We start from the raw sequence: 17,156 nt of genomic DNA, 5'->3' as shown, positions 1-17,156 counted from the left end.
AGGCCAGTGCCACCTCCTAGTTTGAGCATGTCTGAGATCATAGAACTCCGCGCAGAGGTGCCGTCCGAATTGGGCGGTCAACGCCTCGACCAAGTCGCCGCCCAACTATTCGCAGAGCACTCGCGCTCGCGCCTTTCCGCCTGGATCAAAGACGGTCGCCTGACAGTGGACGGTGGCGCTCTGCGCCCGCGTGACATCGTGCACGGTGGCGCAGTTCTGGTCCTCAAAGCCGAGCAGGAGGCCCAGGGCGAGTGGATCGCGCAGGACATCGAGCTCGACATCGTCTACGAAGACGACCAGATTCTGGTGATCAACAAACCGTCCGGGCTGGTCGTTCACCCTGCCGCCGGTCACGCTGATGGCACGCTGCTGAATGCCTTGCTGCACCACGTGCCGGACATCATCAATGTCCCGCGCGCCGGCATCGTGCATCGTCTGGACAAGGACACCACCGGTTTGATGGTGGTGGCCAAGACCATCCAGGCGCAGACCCAACTCGTCACTCAGTTGCAGAACCGCAGCGTCAGCCGCATTTATGAGTGCATCGTCATTGGCGTGGTGACTGCTGGTGGCAAGATCAACGCACCGATCGGACGTCATGGCCAGCAGCGTCAGCGCATGGCGGTCATGGAAGGCGGCAAGCCTGCGGTCAGTCATTACCGCGTGCTGGAGCGTTTCCGTTCGCACACCCACGTGCGGGTGAAGCTCGAAACCGGGCGTACCCACCAGATCCGTGTGCACATGGCACACATCAACTTTCCGCTCGTGGGCGACCCTGCCTACGGCGGTCGTTTCCGAATTCCACCAGCGGCAAGCGTCACGATGGTTGAATCGCTCAAGCATTTCCCGCGTCAGGCGCTGCATGCACGCTTCCTGGAGCTGGACCATCCGACGACCGGTAAGCGCATGAGCTGGGAATCGCCACTCCCGGATGACTTTGTCTGGCTGCTGACGCTCCTCAAGCAAGACCGCGAAGCGTTCATCGGATGACTGAGCTCGTGACGGACTGGTTGATTCCTGACTGGCCTGCGCCAGCCGGAATCAAGGCATGCGTCACGACGCGATCGGGCGGTGTCAGCGTAGCGCCGTTCGACAGTTTCAATCTGGGTGATCACGTTGATGATGATTCGCAGGCCGTCGCGCACAACCGTTCGACACTGACGGCACGCCTGAATGTCCAGCCGGCATGGCTGACGCAGGTTCACGGCATTGACGTGGTCGAGGCTGCTCCCTCGAAGGTGCTTCAGGCGGATGCGAGCTGGAGCAAGGCGCCGGGCGTGGCCTGCACCATCATGACGGCTGATTGCCTGCCCGCGCTGTTTTGCAACAAGGCGGGCACTCAGGTCGCCGCTGCCCACGCCGGTTGGCGTGGCCTTGCAGCGGGTGTGCTCGAAGCGGCTGTCGACAGCTTTGCCGATTCCCCCTCTGAAATCCTTGTGTGGCTTGGCCCTGCCATCGGTCCGCAGGCGTTCGAAGTAGGCCCGGAAGTGCGTGAGGCGTTTGTCTCTACCCACCCCGAGACGGCCGATGCGTTCGTGCCAGGCGCTAACGCCGGCAAGTACATGGCCGATATCTACCAGTTGGCGAGGTTGCGTCTTGCGGCCCATGGCGTGACAGCGGTGTATGGCGGAGGCTTTTCAACCTACGACGATGCACGGTTTTTTTCCTATCGCCGTGGCGCCCGCACCGGCCGGTTTGCTTCGCTGGTCTGGATCGAAGCCCGCTAATTTCCGCTCCAGCCCCTTCCGAATCCTCTCTCAGCCGCTAATGTTGATCCATGTCAACCAGAGCGTGCTTGAATCCTGCCTAATCGACCGCATCTAAAGACCATCTGGCAGGTTTCTTTATTTAGGTGTGTTCATTGCTCCGGCCTGCCCATTAGGAAGGTGACCAATGCGTATTGACCGTTTAACCAGCAAGTTACAACTCGCTCTATCAGATTCTCAATCACTGGCGGTGGGCCTGGACCATCCGGCCATTGAGCCTGCGCACTTGATGCAGGCACTCCTTGAACAGCAGGGCGGCTCGATCAAGCCACTGTTGATGCAGGTGGGCTTCGACGTGAACAGCCTGCGTCAGGCGCTGGCCAAAGAGCTCGATCAGCTACCGAAAATTCAAAACCCCACCGGCGACGTCAACATGTCGCAGGATCTGGCGCGGCTGTTAAATCAGGCCGACCGTCTTGCTCAGCAGAAAGGCGATCAGTTCATCTCCAGCGAACTGGTGCTGCTCGCGGCGATGGATGAGAACAGCAAGCTTGGCAAGCTGCTGCTTGGCCAGGGCGTCAGCAAAAAAGCGCTGGAAAACGCCATCAGCAACCTGCGCGGCGGCGATGCCGTCAACGACCCCAATGCCGAAGAGTCCCGTCAGGCACTGGATAAATACACGGTCGACCTCACCAAGCGCGCCGAGGAAGGCAAGCTTGACCCGGTGATTGGTCGCGATGACGAGATTCGCCGCACGATCCAGGTGCTGCAACGCCGGACCAAGAACAATCCCGTGCTGATCGGTGAGCCCGGTGTGGGTAAAACCGCCATCGCGGAGGGCCTGGCCCAGCGCATCATCAACGGTGAGGTCCCGGACGGCTTGCGTGGCAAGCGTCTACTCTCGCTGGACATGGGCGCGTTGATCGCCGGCGCCAAGTTCCGTGGCGAGTTTGAAGAGCGCTTGAAAGGCCTGCTCAATGAACTGTCGAAACAGGAAGGGCAGATCATTCTGTTCATCGACGAGCTTCACACCATGGTCGGTGCCGGCAAAGCCGAGGGTTCGATGGATGCGGGCAATATGCTCAAGCCGGCGCTGGCACGGGGCGAGTTGCATTGCGTCGGTGCGACCACACTCAATGAGTACCGCCAATACATAGAGAAGGACGCCGCCCTTGAGCGTCGTTTCCAGAAAGTCCTGGTGGATGAGCCGAGCGAAGAAGACACCATCGCCATCCTGCGTGGCCTCAAAGAGCGTTATGAGGTTCACCACAAGGTGGCGATCACCGACGGCGCGATCATCGCGGCGGCCAAGCTCAGCCATCGCTACATCACCGACCGCCAGCTGCCCGACAAGGCGATCGACCTGATCGACGAAGCGGCCAGCCGTATCCGTATGGAGATCGACTCCAAGCCTGAAGTGCTCGACCGTCTTGAGCGCCGCTTGATCCAATTGAAGGTGGAAGCTCAAGCGCTCAAGAAGGAAGATGACGAGGCGGCAATCAAGCGCCTGGAAAAGCTTCAGGAAGAAATCCAGCGCCTTGAGCGCGAATATGCCGATCTCGAAGAGATCTGGACTTCCGAAAAAGCTGAGGTGACCGGCTCTGCGCAGATCCAGCAAAAGATCGAGCAGTCGCGTCAGGAGCTGGAAGCTGCGCGGCGTAAGGGCGACCTCAACCGCATGGCTGAATTGCAGTACGGTGTGATTCCTGACCTCGAACGCAGCCTGCAGATGGTCGACCAGCACGGCAAACCGGAAAACCAGTTGCTGCGCAGCAAAGTGACCGAGGAAGAGATTGCAGAAGTCGTGTCCAAGTGGACCGGCATTCCCGTCTCGAAAATGCTCGAAGGTGAGCGCGACAAACTGCTCAAGATGGAAACGTTGCTGCACCAGCGCGTGATCGGTCAGAACGAAGCAGTCGTCGCGGTCTCGAACGCCGTCCGGCGGTCGCGGGCCGGGTTGTCTGACCCTAATCGTCCAAGCGGCTCTTTCATGTTCCTCGGCCCGACCGGGGTGGGTAAAACCGAGCTGTGCAAGGCATTGGCCGAGTTCCTGTTCGACACCGAAGAGGCGATGGTCCGCATCGACATGTCCGAGTTCATGGAGAAACATTCCGTTGCTCGTCTGATCGGTGCGCCACCGGGGTATGTCGGTTACGAGGAGGGCGGTTATCTGACCGAAGCCGTGCGCCGCAAGCCGTACTCGGTGATTCTGCTGGACGAAGTCGAGAAGGCGCACCCGGATGTGTTTAACGTGCTGCTGCAGGTGTTGGAAGATGGGCGTCTGACCGACAGCCACGGTCGGACGGTCGATTTCCGTAACACGGTGATCGTCATGACCTCCAACCTGGGTTCGGCGCGTATTCAGGAGCTGGTCGGCGACCGCGAGGCGCAGCGCGCGGCGGTCATGGATGCGCTCACCACGCATTTCCGTCCCGAGTTCATCAACCGGGTAGACGAAGTGGTGATCTTCGAGCCGTTGGCCCGCGACCAGATTGCCGGTATCACCGAGATCCAGCTTGGCCGTCTGCGCCAGCGTCTGGCCGAACGTGACCTGCGTCTGGAGCTGTCCACTGAGGCTATGGATAAGCTGATTGCTGTCGGCTATGACCCGGTGTATGGCGCGCGACCTCTGAAGAGGGCTATCCAGCGCTGGATCGAAAACCCGTTGGCTCAGCTGATCCTGTCGGGTGGCTTCACGCCGGGTACCAGTATCAGAGGTACGGTGCAGGACGATGAGATTGTCTTTGGCTGATCCGATCGCTGCTTTATATAGAAGCACCAAAGGGCCCTCCGCGTGAGGGCCCTTTTCATGCGGGGCAAACTTTATCCTTACCCGCAGGAATTTTGCCGGGTTGAGGGCGATCGGCAAAAAAGTCGCAAATCATTGTCTTAAAAGCAATTTGGAGGGTTGACAGGTGTTTCTGGAAATGTAGAATAGCGCGCCTCAGAGACGTGAACGCAGCGATGCAGACGGGTCGAAGAGGCTGAAAATGCGGTACGTTCAGTGAGGTGCTTGCCAGATTAGTCTGGTAAAGATTTACTGAATTTGTTGTGTTGAAGCGCATCAAACGCTGCATCTGAAATTGTAGATCGTTCCGTGATAGCTCAGTCGGTAGAGCAAATGACTGTTAATCATTGGGTCCCAGGTTCGAGTCCTGGTCACGGAGCCAATTTCAAGAGGTAGTACCGTCGGGGTATAGCGCAGTCCGGTAGCGCGCCTGCTTTGGGAGCAGGATGTCAGGAGTTCGAATCCCCTTACCCCGACCATTATTTGGGTCGTTAGCTCAGTTGGTAGAGCAGTTGGCTTTTAACCAATTGGTCGTAGGTTCGAATCCCACACGACCCACCATTTTTGACCTGGCTTCATCGGGTTAAATCTTAGGGAGTGACGTCAGTAGCGTCACCCGCTCTGGAAGCACCTTCGGGTGTTTCCTTGTTTCACCGGGGTATAGCGCAGTCCGGTAGCGCGCCTGCTTTGGGAGCAGGATGTCAGGAGTTCGAATCCCCTTACCCCGACCATTTTCGCCCCAGCAACATCCGGGCAGAAAATACCGCTTCAACGCCATTCGTGTTGAAGCTACAAAAAAGCGTCCTTCGGGGCGCTTTTTTCGTTTCCGGCGTTTGGTTAGCCCTGGCGGCTACCGGCGCTAACGTGATCACGGCGACAAGCATGTCCCCATGATCCAACGTGAGGTAAATCAGGCCAGCGGTTTGACCGATCCGGCGCGACAGCGAGGTCGATTATTTACCGGTCCCGCCGGGTGCGGATTGACCAGCCCCGGTATAGACTTCAGCCAGTCTTTTCAGGATCGGCCGTGATATGAAGTCGCCAATTCCTTCGTGTGAGCAGCAGCGCCTGGAGGCGCTGTATCAACTTGAAGTCCTCGATACCCAGCCGGAAGCCACGCTCGATCGCATCACGCGGCTAGTCGCGCAGGTGCTGAACGTGCCCATTGCCCTGATTTCGCTGGTGGATCAAGACCGCCAGTGGTTCAAGTCACGCGTGGGCCTTGAAGTAGTCGAGCTGCCGAGAGAAACGGCCTTCTGTGCTCATGCCATTCTGGAAACCAACGAACTGGTGGTGCCTGACGCTACGGAGGACCAGCGTTTCTGCGATAACCAGTTAGTCGTGGGTGATCCCCATATTCGTTTTTATGCGGGCGTACCCATACGGACCAGTAAGGGTTTTGCAGTGGGCACGTTGTGCGCGATTGATGCGCGGCCTAGAACGCTTTCTCCGCAGGAACTGGCCATACTCCGCGACCTCGCCGATGTCGTCAGTCGGGAGATGCAGTTGCGCGAAAACCTCATGCTGGCCCGCATTCAGAAGGATCGCTCCCAGGCGTTGTTCGTCGCCAGTGAGGCCGGCTATCGGTCTATGTTTGAGTTGGCGTCGGTCGGTATCGCACTGGTTGCGCCGGACGGTGGCTGGATCAGCGTTAACGCGGCGCTTTGTAACATGCTCGGCTATGGGCCAGATGAGCTGAAGCACCTGACATTTCAGGACATCACCCACCCCGACGACCTGGACGGTGATCTCGGGATGCTCCATCAGCTGAGTGTTGGTGAGATTGACAGCTACCAGATGGAGAAGCGTTACCTGCGCAAAAACGGCAGCCCGGTGTGGGTCAATCTGAGCGTAACCAAGAAACTCTCGGAAGCGGGGGCGCTGGAATATTTCATTTCAATCATTCAGGACATTCAGGCGCGTAAAGAGCTCGAGCAGGAAGCTCGGCATGACGCCCTGACCGGCCTGCACAATCGACGTGCGCTTGATTCTTTGTTGCCCATCGCTCAGGCCCGAGCTGATCGATCCAGACTGCAGCTGGCGCTGATGTTTATCGACCTGGACGGTTTCAAAGTCATCAACGACAGTTATGGCCACGATGCGGGTGATGACTTGCTGCGCACGATTTCCGCACGTTTGCAGAACTGCATACGCAGGACCGACAGCCTGGTCCGGCTGGCCGGCGACGAGTTCATCGTGATTCTCGAGGGCATCACCCCGGGTGTGGAGGAAGCTCGCGAAGTGGCGCAGAAACTGCTCGCCGCCATCGCCCAGCCCATCACCATCAAAGGCGATGAGATTCGCAGCAACGCGAGCATCGGTTTTTCCATGTACGAACCCGGCTCCAGCAAAGCGCCGGACGAGCTCATGCGAGAAGCCGACCGCTGGATGTACAAAGCCAAGCACATGGGCAAAGGGCGAGTAATGCCCTAGCGTCACCCGTGCATCGTTGCAGGCGCGCGGCAGTTGAATCAGCGCCAACCCTTGTAGGCACGCGGCAGGAATCAGCGCTAACCCTTGTAGGAGCGCGCTTGCCCGCGAAGACGGTCTTACACCCGACAGAGATGTGTCAGATGTACCGACCGTTCGCGGGCAAGCGCGCTCCTACGCCTACGGCAGAGGCGGATTGCGGTGATCTTGGGATCGCGGTTTGGCCCGAGGCCACAGACGGCGGCATGCGTCGCAGCCTTCCAAACACGCGGCAGGAATCAGCGCCTACCCGTGTAGGAGCGCGCTTGCCCGCGAAGACGGTCTTACAACCGACAGAGATATGTCAGATGTACCGACCGTTCGCGGGCAAGCGCGCTCCTACGCCTACGGTAGAGGCAGATTGCGGTGATCTTGGGATTGCGGTTTGGCCCGAGGCCACGGGCGGCGGCATGCGTCGCAGTCTTCCATACACGCGGCAGGAATCAGCGCCATCCCGTGTAGGAGCGCGCTTGCCCGCGAAAACAGTCTTACAACCGACAGAGATATGTCAGATGTACCGACCGTTCGCGGGCAAGCGCGCTCCTACGCCTACGGTAGAGGCAGATTGCGGTGATCTTGGGATTGCGGTTTGGCCCGAGGCCACAGACGGCGGCATGCGTCGCAGCCTTCCAGACACGCGGCAGGAATCAGCGCCTACCCGTGTAGGAGCGCGCTTGCCCGCGAAGACGGTCTTACACCCGACAGAGATATGTCAGATGTACCGACCGTTCGCGGGCAGCGCGCTTCTACGCCTTCGGCAGCAGCGAACGCGGCGGCGTCAGTGCAGCTTCATGCGGGGTTCGGTGCCGCGGCCGATGCGGCTTCCCAGCATCAGCATCAACGTGCGGAACATTCCGTATAACGCCATCTGGTGCATGCGATACAGCGAGACGTAAAACATCCGCGCGAGCCATCCTTCAAGCATGACGCTGCCCGTCAGGTTGCCCATCAAATTGCCCACCGCCGAGAATTTCGACAGCGAAATCAGTGAGCCGTAGTCCTTGTAGCGGTACTCCGGCAGCTGACCGCCCTCGATGCGCAGCTTCAGCGATTTCACCAGCAACGACGCCTGCTGATGCGCCGCTTGCGCGCGCGGTGGGACATTGCGGTCAGTGCCTTTTTGAGGGCACGCCGCGCAGTCGCCGAAAGCAAAGATGTTGTCATCGCGCGTGGTCTGCAGCGTCGGGCGCACCTGCAGTTGATTGATGCGATTGGTCTCAAGACCTGCGATCCCTTCCAGGAACGCCGGAGCGCGGATGCCCGCCGCCCAGACTTTCAAGGTGGCAGGAATCACCTGACCCGTCGCAGTGACAAGGCTGTCAGCCGTCACTTCGCTAACCGCCGAGTTGGTCAGCACTGTGACGCCCAGCTTCTCCAGGGTCTTGTGCACCGGCCCACCAATGCGCTCGGGCAGGGCAGGCAAGACACGCGGCCCGGCTTCAATCACTGTGATGCGCAGGTTTTCCGGCTTGATGTGACCCAGCCCGTAAGCCGCCAGTTCGTGCGCGGCGTTGTGCAGTTCAGCGGCCAACTCCACACCCGTCGCGCCTGCACCCACGATCGCGACGTTGATCTCTTCGGCTGCGTCGTGCTGGCTCGCATGCGCGCGCAGGTAGCGATTGAGCAACTGCTGATGGAAGCGCTCGGCCTGTTTGCGCGTGTCGAGGAACAGGCAATGTTCCGCCGCGCCCTTAGTGCCGAAATCATTGGTGGTGCTGCCAACGGAAATCACCAGCGAGTCGTAATCCAGGCTGCGGGCCGGAACCAGCTCGTTGCCGTGCTCGTCCAGCGTTTCAGCCAGGTGGATCTGCTTGTTCTCGCGATCCAGCCCGATCATGCGACCCATCTGGAACTGAAAGTGGTTCCACTTGGCTTGCGCCACGTAGTTCAGCTCATCCTCATAAGAGTTAAGCGAACCGGCAGCCACTTCGTGCAACAGCGGCTTCCAGATGTGGGTCAGGTTGGCATCCACCAGCGTGACGCTGGCCGCGCCTTTCTTGCCCAGGGTTTTACCCAGACGGGTAGCCAGCTCCAGACCGCCAGCGCCTCCGCCGACAATTACAATACGATGAGTCATGGGGATATCTCATAAGGCTTAAGGAATTCTGTGTCGGTGCAATCTGCGCGAGCGCGAGGCAGCTCGGAGCGTCAGATGGCACGGCAAACGGTTCAACGAGGCTGGCTTGGAAATCGCCACCAGTCCCAAACAAAAATGGTCGGCCCGAGCCTGGAGGTGCTCGAAGTTCGGGCGGATGCTCAAAGCCAGTCTTCGACACACTCATGGTCGTCTCAGTTCAGGCAGCTGGTCATGTGGGGCCTGGTAAATGAGTGACCCCGGTCACGAAGCGGCAGTATTGGCTGCGTTAAAGTCCTGGACGCTCGATTCGATCGGCTCGATACACAGAACATCATCCAGGCGCACGATGCCGCTTTGTATCACCCGCGCGGTGATGCCGCCATGGCCACGCACCGCCTGGAAAATACCGTGGCCCAAACGCTGTTCGAGGCGGGCGCAGGGCTGGCACCAACCGGTGGTTTCGAAGATCGCCTGGCCGATGCGAAAGCGCCGGTTTTTCAGACTGAACAGATTGATGCCGCTGATCACGATGTTGCGCCGCAAATCCTGCGGCAGTACAGGATTGTCTTCGGCGCGGCCCATCAACGAACTGACCACCGCAAAATGCTCCCACTGAATCAGCGTCACCTGGCGCGCGTTGCGCGGGCCGGGGCGGGCGTGATCACCGGTCAGGCCGGCTTCGCGCCGCGCTTCGACAGCATCCAGCTCGACCATCTCGCCACGCGATTCCGGCCGCACGCCGATCCAGCGAACGCGCCCGCGCTGGGGTACATCGGCAATCAATTCCTGCAACGGGCTCATAAACTAATTCCTACATCAAACACTACACTGCGCCCCAAATTGGTCCGCAGAAAATCCGGCGCATCCGGATGGGCGAACAATACCCGGGCAAAGGTCGGTCCGACCAGCGACAGCGATCGCCAACCCTGACGCAGGTACTCAGTGGGCGGTGGAAAATGGCTGTTCAGATCGAGCACCTCACGCTTGAGGCTGGCGAACGCAATGATGTCCAGTTCGCTCAGTTCCAGGCCCCGCTCCTTGTAGTTGTGAGCCTTCTTGCGCAGCGTCGGCGCCAGTCGGCGAAGCAGCTCGGCAGCGGGAATGCGCTTGGGTTTGGCTTCGCGTCGCACCAGTTGGCTGAGGGAGAAAGCGCTGCGTCGACGCTGCAGTTCTTCGCGCCATTCGTCGTTGAGCCGACGACCTTCATCCAGCACGAAGAACACCTCAAAACACGCATCGCGAAAAAGCACATCCGGCGGCTCCTGCCCGGCTGGCAGAAAATCGTCGGCGCGATGGGGAATGTTGAGGCCCTGCAGCAACCGCTCGCACACCCAACGCTCACGCTCCCACTTGCGCGCATTGGAGAGGAACGCGCTGGCCTGCTCGGCCTGGCTCGTCAGAAGACGCAGATAATCGGAGTCATCCATAGCGCCCAGCTTAATCCATCTTGTAGGAGCCGGCTTGCTGGCGAACACGATTCATTCTTCACTGCTGCGTCACCTGACCTAATGCCTCCGCCAGCAAGCTGACTCCACAGGTTATGTGCCTTACCTGCAATCTCGGACAACGCAGGTCTACTGTGGGAGTGAGCTTGCTCACGACACGTCATCACCAACCAACACATGTTCAGCGGATGTACCTGCCTTCGCGTGCACGATCGCTTCCCGTGACTCGCTGCGCGGCGTTGAAACGAGATTCACTGGCTACAAATCCCGCTGCTTTCTGAACTGCCCTGGCGGCATGCCGTGGGCGTGACGGAAGCGCCTGGAAAAGTAGGCCTCGTCCGCAAAGCCACAGAGCCGCGCCACTTCCCGCACCGGTTTGCTGCCGTTGAGCAGCAGCGTGCGCGCCAGATGCATGCGTCGTTCCAGTACCAGTTCGCTGAACGTCTTGCCGACTTCCTTGCGCAACCAGTGGGTCAGGTAGTTCGGTGAAAGGAACGCCGCAGAGGCGGCTTTTTTCAGGCTCAGGTCCGGGTCGTCGAGATTCTTGCGCACGTACTCCGACATCCGCGCGAGAGCATCGCGGCGGCTACGCTCCGCGGCATTGTCATCGGCCAGCAGCTTGATCGGCTCGGCGTACAGCTGGCAGATGGTGCCAATCAGCTGCAGCAGGCAGCCTTTGAGTATCTCCCGCGTGCCGAACTGGCGGTTTGCGTCGAGTACACGCATGCGGCCCAGCAGATGCTCAATCTCGGCAAAGTCAGCGGCGCTCAAGGTGAAATCCAGATGCTCCTGAAAACGGAAAGGTGACAGCTCGGGAGCGAGGGCAATAGCCACGTCCTCCAGGTCCAGCGGATCGCATTGCAACTGGGGCAGCAGGAAGGTTTGAGCAAAGTTGATCAGCAGGAAGTTGCCCTCCGGCGGATGCGGTATGAGGTGCAGCTTGTGCGGGAGGATGAAGGCCAGCGTATTGCGCGGGAAGGGGCGAACAACCCCACCGATGTGCTGGACGGTATCGCCACCCAGATTGATCTGGATCTGAAAATACTCGTGCCGGTGAGGCGCCGTTTCTGCTTTGCCCTCGGTTTTGCCACGTATGTAAAAGTCCGGCCGCTCACTGCGTTGCTGCATGCCATAAGTGGGGACGCGGTTGGCGGGCTCCATCGTGCGCTCCTCTGTGATTGCTGCTTATTGCCAGTCGTCGTACGACACGTTTCAATTTTTTATATAACCCTGCTAACCCGCTCATGTCCAAAAAAATCGGAATCTGCCATCTACCCGTGACTGTTCTAGATCAACGCTTTACGCCAGCGATTGGCGCTTCGTTTGCCTTTCGGCACGCTGGAAATTTCTTGGACTTTTCATTAGGACGGCAGGTTTAAATCCAAAAACGTTCTAAGCCACGACTTGTTTAAAACCGGTCGTACGATAAGTTGAAAGCGCGCTTCACCACTCGATACCAATAAAAACAATGAGGAATTCTCATGTCGAGCAACCCTGATAGTCAGGTGATGGAGGCCGCCGTGGCCGCTCCCACCACCGCCGCACCCGCCCGCCCGATGTCCCATCGCCGCTGGTTCATGCTCTCGCTGTTGCTGATCGCCACGATCATCAACTACGTGGACCGCGTCAATATCTCCATCGCTGCGCCGTTCATGGCCAAAGACCTGGGGCTGGACAAGGTCCAGATGGGCTTGATCTTCTCGGCCTTCGCCTGGACTTACGCGTTCGCCCTGGTCCCTGCCGGCTTCATCGCCGACCGCTTCGGCTCGCGATTTACCTATGGCGCCTCACTGATCTCATGGTCGGCCGTCACGGTCTGCCAGGGAATGGCGGGCGGTTTCGCTTCGTTGTTCGGCTTGCGTCTGGCCATCGGGGCAATGGAAGCGCCAGCCTTCCCGGCAAACAGTCGCGCGGTCACGGTCTGGTTTCCGGCGCGCGAGCGCGGCACCGCCAGCAGTATTTACGTCTGCGGCCAGTATCTCGGCACTGCGCTGTTCACCGGGTTGCTGCTCTGGCTGGCGACCACTTACGACTGGCGTCACGTGTTCTACAGCACCGGCATCGTCGGCATTCTTTTCGGGATCGCGTGGCTGTACCTGTATCGCGACCCGATGAACTGCAAAAAGGTGAGCAAGGAAGAACTGGCCTACATCGAAGATGGCGGCGGGTTGGTCAAGAGCAGTCAGGAAAGAAACAAATTCAAGTGGGCGCAGATCGCCGAATTGCTGAAATATCGCCAAGTGTGGGCCATCTGTCTGGGCAAATTTGCCAGCACATCGGCACTGTACTTTTTCCTGACCTGGTTCCCGACGTATTTGATCGAAGAACGTCATCTGACGATGGTGAAAGTCGGCATCTTCGCGGTGCTGCCATTCATTGGTGCAACGGTTGGTGTGCTGCTGGCAGGTTTCATTGCCGACGGGATGATTCGTCGCGGCTTCTCGCTGTCCTTCTCTCGCAAGTTGCCGCTGGTGGTGGGCTCGGCGCTCGGCATGTCGATCATGCTGGTCAACTTCACCGACTCCAATGAGGTCTGCATTGCGCTGCTCACGATCGCCTTCTTCGCACAGGGCATCGCCTCGTCTTCATGGGCCGCCGTGTCGGAAATCGCGCCGAAGGAACTGATTGGCCTGACCGGAGGGATTACCAGCCTGGCGGCCAACATTGGCGGCATCGTTACCCCGATCGTCATCGGACAGATCCTTCACGTCACCGGCAACTTTGCGTGGGCGTTCTGGTTTATTGGCGGGGTCGCGCTGGTGGGTACGCTGTCTTATTCGTTATTGCTCGGCCGTATTTACCGCATCGAACTGACTGCCAAATAACGCCTCAAGAATGTGTGTGTGAACTTATGCCCCTGTGGGCAAAGGCGTATGTGAATACGCCTTTTTTAATGCCGGCGATCTGCGGTTTTTAGTCCAGCGCGAACACGGTTTTGTCCAACTTTCCCGGCGTTCGATCCCTTAGTCTGAATTGAAGCCTCTGGATGTGAAGCGGCCCGGACAGGGCGGCTTTCAGTGATAAGGAACGCCATGAACAACTTTGTATTCGAGCCTCCCCGAACCCACAGCTTGCCGGTCAATGGCAGCGATGCGCGATTCCCCGTGGGCCGGGTGTTTTGCCTGGGCCGTAATTATCAATGGGGCGATGGGGCCAACGGGGAACGCGAGGTTCCTGCGTTCTTCATGAAGCCGGCGACGTCGGTTGTCGACGCCGTGGGCGAGGTGGCATTTCCGACCCAGACCGAACAGTTCTGCCATGAAATCGAACTGGTCGTGGCAATAGGCAAAGACGGTTACCAGATCGATCCTGAACACGCGCTGGACCATGTGTGGGGTTACGCCGCAGGGCTTGACCTGACGCGCCGTGATTTGCAGCTCGCGGCCAAGGCGGTGGGCAACCCATGGGAGCCGGCGAAGGCGTTCGACGGCTCGGCGCCGATCACCCCCATTCGTCCGTCAGGGCGTGATGGCCATGCGCGGCAAGGCGCGATCTGGCTCAGCGTCAATGGCGTGGAACGGCAGCGCTCCGATCTGGAAAGCCAGATCTGGTCGGTGAGCGAGGTCATCAGCCAGCTTTCCCATTCCGTCACGCTGCGCGCTGGCGACCTGATCATGACCGGCACGCCGCCCGGCGTTGCATCGCTCGAAGCGGGCGACGTGATCAATGGCGGCATCGAGGGTATCGGCGAATTTGAGGTGAGGGTCGGTGAACGCCGCTAAGCGGTTCATCGAGAACCGCAGCATTTTGATGAGCAACAAGGAGAACAATAATGACTGATCAATCCGTTTCAAAAATTGCCCTGGTGACCGGCGCTGGCAGCGGCATTGGCCGTTCGGTTGCATTCGGCCTGCTCGAAGACGGCTACAAGGTAGTGGTCACCGGGCGTCGTCTGCAGCCCCTCGAAGAGCTGGTGGCGCAGGCCCGCGAGCAGGGCGGTGAAGCCTTGGCGGTGTCGTGCGACGTGCGCGACCCGGCCAGCGTCGACCATTTGTTCGCTACCATCGAAGAGGTCTATGGCCGGCTCGACCTGGTCTTTAACAACGCTGGCGTCAACGCACCTGCCGTGCCGATGGACGAGCTGCCTGTCGAGAAATGGCTGAGCGTGATCGACACCAACGTAACCGGCGTTTTCCTGTGCAGCCGCGGCGCATTTGGGCTGATGCGCAAGCAATCCCCTCAGGGCGGCCGGATCATCAATAACGGCTCCATTTCTGCGCACGTGCCACGACCCTTCACTGCACCTTACACCGCCAGCAAGCACGCAGTGCTTGGGCTGACCAAGAGCCTGGCGCTCGACGGTCGCGAATTCAATATCGCCTGCAGCCAGATCGACATCGGCAATGCGCTGACCGAGCTGTCGGTGCGCATGACCCAAGGTGTGCGTCAGGCCAATGGCTCGACGGCGGTCGAGCCGATGATCGACGTCAAACACATTGCCGACGCCGTGCGCTACATCGCCGCGCTGCCGCTCTCCGCCAACGTGCTGAACATGACTGTCATGGCAACCAATATGCCTTTCGTGGGCCGTGGTTGATTCTTTCGACATCGAGAAAAGCGAGAAACTGATGAAACCTGAAATCCTCCAGCTGAGCCCGATTCTGATTCCTGAAATCAACGCGCGCCTGAATGAGCTGTACACCGTTCGCCCGTATTTTCAGCAGACCGACAAAGCCGCCTACCTGCGCGAGCACGGCGCGAATATTCGCGGTGTCGTGACCGGCGGCCACACCGGTATTACGCGCGAAGTGATGGAGCAGCTACCGAAGGTGGAAGTGATCGCGGTCAACGGTGTCGGCACTGACGCGATCGATCTGGCCTACGCCCGGGACCGTGGCATTCGGGTCACGGCGACTATTGGCGCGCTGACCGAGGACGTCGCCGACCTCGCCATCGGCCTGTTGATTTCGGCCTGTCGCGGACTGTGTACCGGCGACCGCTACGTGCGCTCGGGTGCATGGGCCAAGACCGCGACGCCGCTGGTGCCGCTCCCATTGGCTCGGCGGTTCAGCGGGATGCGCATCGGCATCGTCGGCATGGGCCGGGTAGGGCGGGCGGTTGCCTCGCGCGCCGCGGCATTTGGCTGTCCCATCAGCTACACCGATCTCAAGCCCATGAGCGACGTGCCTTACAGCTTCGTGAGCGATCTCGTGGAGTTGGCCGCGCAGAGTGACGCATTGATTGTCGCGGCAGCCGCCGACAAAGCCAAAGGCATCATCAACGCCAAGGTATTGGAAGCGCTGGACGCGCAAGGGTTTTTGATCAACGTGGCGCGCGGCAGTCTCGTAAACGAGCCCGACTTGGTCGCTGCACTGCAAGCAGGCTCAATCGCGGGCGCCGGGCTTGATGTGTTCGCCGAGGAGCCGCATGTGCCGGACGTCTTGTTTGAGCTGGAAACCGTCGTCCTGCAACCCCATCGCGCCAGCGCCACCGTCGAAACCCGAACACGGATGGGCGAGATGGTGCTGGCCAGCCTGGCGGATGGGCTCGCAGGGAAGGTGCCGGTGGGGAGTGTGGTCTGAAGGGGCTGACACCGCCGCAATTGTAGGAGCGTGCATCCTTTACAGACGTCCTGGCGGGCCATGGTCTGTAGGAGCCGGCTTGCTGGCGAAAGCGGTATGTCAATCCCCTTTGATGTATCTGACAGATTGCCTTCGCCGGCAAGCCGGCTCCTACGGATCGAAGTGAATATTAATGCCGAGGGAGGCTCTCAAAACGCTCCGGACTCAACCGATAATTCCTGCACCAGAAAATCGATAAACGCCCGGGTTTTCATCGGCACGCGTCGGGACGACGGGTACACCGCGTTGACCGAAATCACCGGCGCTTGCCAGTCACACAGCACCGGCACCAGACGGCCATCGGCGACCGCCCGCTCAATGATGAAATTGGGCAACAGCGCAATGCCCATTCCCGCCACGGCGGCCTGCGCCAGGATATCGCCGTTGTTGGCATGCAACGGCCCGCTGACTGTCACACGCTGGGTTTCCTTGCCGTTACACAGCTGCAGGCTGACGCCGCTTTGCAGATAGCCGTAACTCAGACACTTGTGGTTTGCCAGATCCTTTGGCGTTTGCGGCGTGCCCTCGCGTTCGAGGTAAGCGGGGGAGGCCACCATGATCCTCGGCGCTGGTGCCAGCGAGCGCGCAACCATCGATGAGTCTGGAAGGCTGGCGATACGGATCGTGACGTCGAACCCGCCCTTGACCGGATCCACCTGCTGATCGCTCAGCACCACTTGCAGCTCAACGTTCGGATGCAGCTCGTTGAAGCTTGGAATCAGCGGCCCCAGCCGGCTCAAGCCAAACGACATGGGTGCGTTGACCCGCAATACGCCGCGTATCTCCCCCATCCCGGTCCGCGCGCGTTGTTCGGCTTCATCCAGCGAAGCGATGACATCGCGACAGGCGTCGTAGTACTCGGCGCCCGCCTCGGTCAGATGCAGGCTGCGCGTCGTGCGCTGCAACAGCTGCACACCGATGGCCTCTTCCAGCGCCTGAATCTGTTTGCTGACTTTCGAGCGCGGCACGTCCAGCGCCCGGGCCGCCGCAGCGAAGCCATTTGCTCCTACCGTGGCGACAAACGCGCGCATGCATTCGATACGATCCATGACCGTTCCTGATTTTGAAACAATGAGTCCCGATTCTATGGGATTGTTCCCTAAGCGACTA

At 59.7% G+C, this 17,156-nt stretch carries 13 protein-coding genes and 4 tRNA genes; 12 read left to right on the top strand and 5 right to left on the bottom strand.

Translation table 11 applies throughout. The annotated features are described in order from the left end of the window. The first annotated feature begins 27 nt into the window (after nt 1–27). From rluD to LT42_RS16900, 8 genes are all read left to right on the top strand, one after another. Complete coding sequence (gene rluD, locus LT42_RS16935) at nt 28–990, top strand: 23S rRNA pseudouridine(1911/1915/1917) synthase RluD (RefSeq protein WP_037015372.1); 963 nt, start codon at nt 28–30, stop codon at nt 988–990. 8 nt (nt 991–998) lie between these two features. Next, a complete protein-coding gene (gene pgeF, locus LT42_RS16930) occupies nt 999–1,727 on the top strand; it encodes a peptidoglycan editing factor PgeF (RefSeq protein WP_037017460.1) in 729 nt (242 codons plus the stop codon). A gap of 166 nt (nt 1,728–1,893) precedes the next feature. After that, the gene (gene clpB / locus LT42_RS16925; protein WP_037015369.1) at nt 1,894–4,458 is read left to right on the top strand and encodes an ATP-dependent chaperone ClpB; all 2,565 of its coding nucleotides are present in this window, start codon (nt 1,894–1,896) and stop codon (nt 4,456–4,458) included. A gap of 342 nt (nt 4,459–4,800) precedes the next feature. Next, nucleotides 4,801–4,876: transfer RNA gene (locus tag LT42_RS16920), tRNA-Asn, on the top strand. Between the two features lie 20 nt (nt 4,877–4,896). Next, nucleotides 4,897–4,973 (top strand) — tRNA-Pro (locus LT42_RS16915). A 6-nt stretch (nt 4,974–4,979) separates the two neighbouring features. Beyond that, nucleotides 4,980–5,055: transfer RNA gene (locus LT42_RS16910), tRNA-Lys, on the top strand. 93 nt (nt 5,056–5,148) lie between these two features. Then, nucleotides 5,149–5,225, top strand: a tRNA-Pro gene (locus LT42_RS16905). Nucleotides 5,226–5,526: 301 nt separating this feature from the next. Beyond that, the gene (locus LT42_RS16900) at nt 5,527–6,927 is read left to right on the top strand and encodes a sensor domain-containing diguanylate cyclase (protein WP_037015367.1); all 1,401 of its coding nucleotides are present in this window, start codon (nt 5,527–5,529) and stop codon (nt 6,925–6,927) included. 814 nt (nt 6,928–7,741) lie between these two features. On the opposite strand, the gene LT42_RS16895 is transcribed toward LT42_RS16900, so the two are convergent. From LT42_RS16895 to LT42_RS16880, 4 genes are all read right to left on the bottom strand, one after another. Continuing rightward, nucleotides 7,742–9,040, bottom strand: a complete 1,299-nt coding sequence (locus LT42_RS16895) for an NAD(P)/FAD-dependent oxidoreductase (RefSeq protein WP_037015365.1) — start codon at nt 9,038–9,040, stop codon at nt 7,742–7,744. A 261-nt stretch (nt 9,041–9,301) separates the two neighbouring features. Then, a complete protein-coding gene (locus tag LT42_RS16890) occupies nt 9,302–9,841 on the bottom strand; it encodes an MOSC domain-containing protein (RefSeq protein ID WP_052075318.1) in 540 nt (179 codons plus the stop codon). Further along, nucleotides 9,838–10,467 carry a DUF1780 domain-containing protein gene (locus LT42_RS16885; protein WP_037015363.1) on the bottom strand — a complete coding sequence of 210 codons (630 nt, stop codon included), beginning with the start codon at nt 10,465–10,467 and terminating at the stop codon, nt 9,838–9,840. The genes LT42_RS16890 and LT42_RS16885 overlap by 4 nt, the downstream gene beginning before the upstream one ends. Nucleotides 10,468–10,743: 276 nt before the next feature. Next, a complete protein-coding gene (locus LT42_RS16880; RefSeq protein ID WP_037015360.1) occupies nt 10,744–11,646 on the bottom strand; it encodes a helix-turn-helix transcriptional regulator in 903 nt (300 codons plus the stop codon). 320 nt (nt 11,647–11,966) lie between these two features. Between LT42_RS16880 and LT42_RS16875 the strand changes: the two genes are divergently transcribed. From LT42_RS16875 to LT42_RS16860, 4 genes are all read left to right on the top strand, one after another. Next, nucleotides 11,967–13,310 (top strand): MFS transporter, encoded by a 1,344-nt coding sequence (locus tag LT42_RS16875; protein ID WP_037015358.1) that lies wholly within the window; start codon nt 11,967–11,969, stop codon nt 13,308–13,310. A 207-nt stretch (nt 13,311–13,517) separates the two neighbouring features. After that, nucleotides 13,518–14,207 carry a fumarylacetoacetate hydrolase family protein gene (locus tag LT42_RS16870; protein ID WP_037015355.1) on the top strand — a complete coding sequence of 230 codons (690 nt, stop codon included), beginning with the start codon at nt 13,518–13,520 and terminating at the stop codon, nt 14,205–14,207. 50 nt (nt 14,208–14,257) lie between these two features. Then, entirely contained in the window at nt 14,258–15,022 is a 765-nt protein-coding gene (locus LT42_RS16865; protein WP_037015352.1) for an SDR family oxidoreductase, read from the top strand. 31 nt (nt 15,023–15,053) lie between these two features. Then, the gene (locus LT42_RS16860) at nt 15,054–16,007 is read left to right on the top strand and encodes a 2-hydroxyacid dehydrogenase (RefSeq protein ID WP_037017454.1); all 954 of its coding nucleotides are present in this window, start codon (nt 15,054–15,056) and stop codon (nt 16,005–16,007) included. Between the two features lie 188 nt (nt 16,008–16,195). Here the strand turns inward: LT42_RS16860 and LT42_RS16855 are convergent, their stop codons facing one another. After that, nucleotides 16,196–17,095, bottom strand: a complete 900-nt coding sequence (locus LT42_RS16855; RefSeq protein ID WP_037015350.1) for a LysR family transcriptional regulator — start codon at nt 17,093–17,095, stop codon at nt 16,196–16,198. Nucleotides 17,096–17,156 lie beyond the last annotated feature (61 nt).

Source organism: Pseudomonas lutea, from assembly GCF_000759445.1.
GTDB lineage: Bacteria > Pseudomonadota > Gammaproteobacteria > Pseudomonadales > Pseudomonadaceae > Aquipseudomonas > Aquipseudomonas lutea.
The sequence above is the reverse complement of the archived record's forward strand: the minus strand, read 5'-3'. Positions and strand labels throughout refer to the sequence as shown.

Bases quoted from the DNA above. Each gene is read 5' to 3' on its own strand.
- LT42_RS16855 (WP_037015350.1), bottom strand. From the start codon at position 17,095: ATGGATCGTATCGAATGCATGCGCGCGTTTGTCGCCACGGTAGGAGCA.
- LT42_RS16900 (WP_037015367.1), top strand. From the start codon at position 5,527: ATGAAGTCGCCAATTCCTTCGTGTGAGCAGCAGCGCCTGGAGGCGCTG.
- LT42_RS16865 (WP_037015352.1), top strand. From the start codon at position 14,258: ATGACTGATCAATCCGTTTCAAAAATTGCCCTGGTGACCGGCGCTGGC.
- clpB (WP_037015369.1), top strand. From the start codon at position 1,894: ATGCGTATTGACCGTTTAACCAGCAAGTTACAACTCGCTCTATCAGAT.
- LT42_RS16875 (WP_037015358.1), top strand. From the start codon at position 11,967: ATGTCGAGCAACCCTGATAGTCAGGTGATGGAGGCCGCCGTGGCCGCT.
- LT42_RS16895 (WP_037015365.1), bottom strand. From the start codon at position 9,040: ATGACTCATCGTATTGTAATTGTCGGCGGAGGCGCTGGCGGTCTGGAG.
- LT42_RS16860 (WP_037017454.1), top strand. From the start codon at position 15,054: ATGAAACCTGAAATCCTCCAGCTGAGCCCGATTCTGATTCCTGAAATC.
- rluD (WP_037015372.1), top strand. From the start codon at position 28: ATGTCTGAGATCATAGAACTCCGCGCAGAGGTGCCGTCCGAATTGGGC.
- LT42_RS16890 (WP_052075318.1), bottom strand. From the start codon at position 9,841: ATGAGCCCGTTGCAGGAATTGATTGCCGATGTACCCCAGCGCGGGCGC.
- LT42_RS16885 (WP_037015363.1), bottom strand. From the start codon at position 10,467: ATGGATGACTCCGATTATCTGCGTCTTCTGACGAGCCAGGCCGAGCAG.
- LT42_RS16880 (WP_037015360.1), bottom strand. From the start codon at position 11,646: ATGGAGCCCGCCAACCGCGTCCCCACTTATGGCATGCAGCAACGCAGT.
- LT42_RS16870 (WP_037015355.1), top strand. From the start codon at position 13,518: ATGAACAACTTTGTATTCGAGCCTCCCCGAACCCACAGCTTGCCGGTC.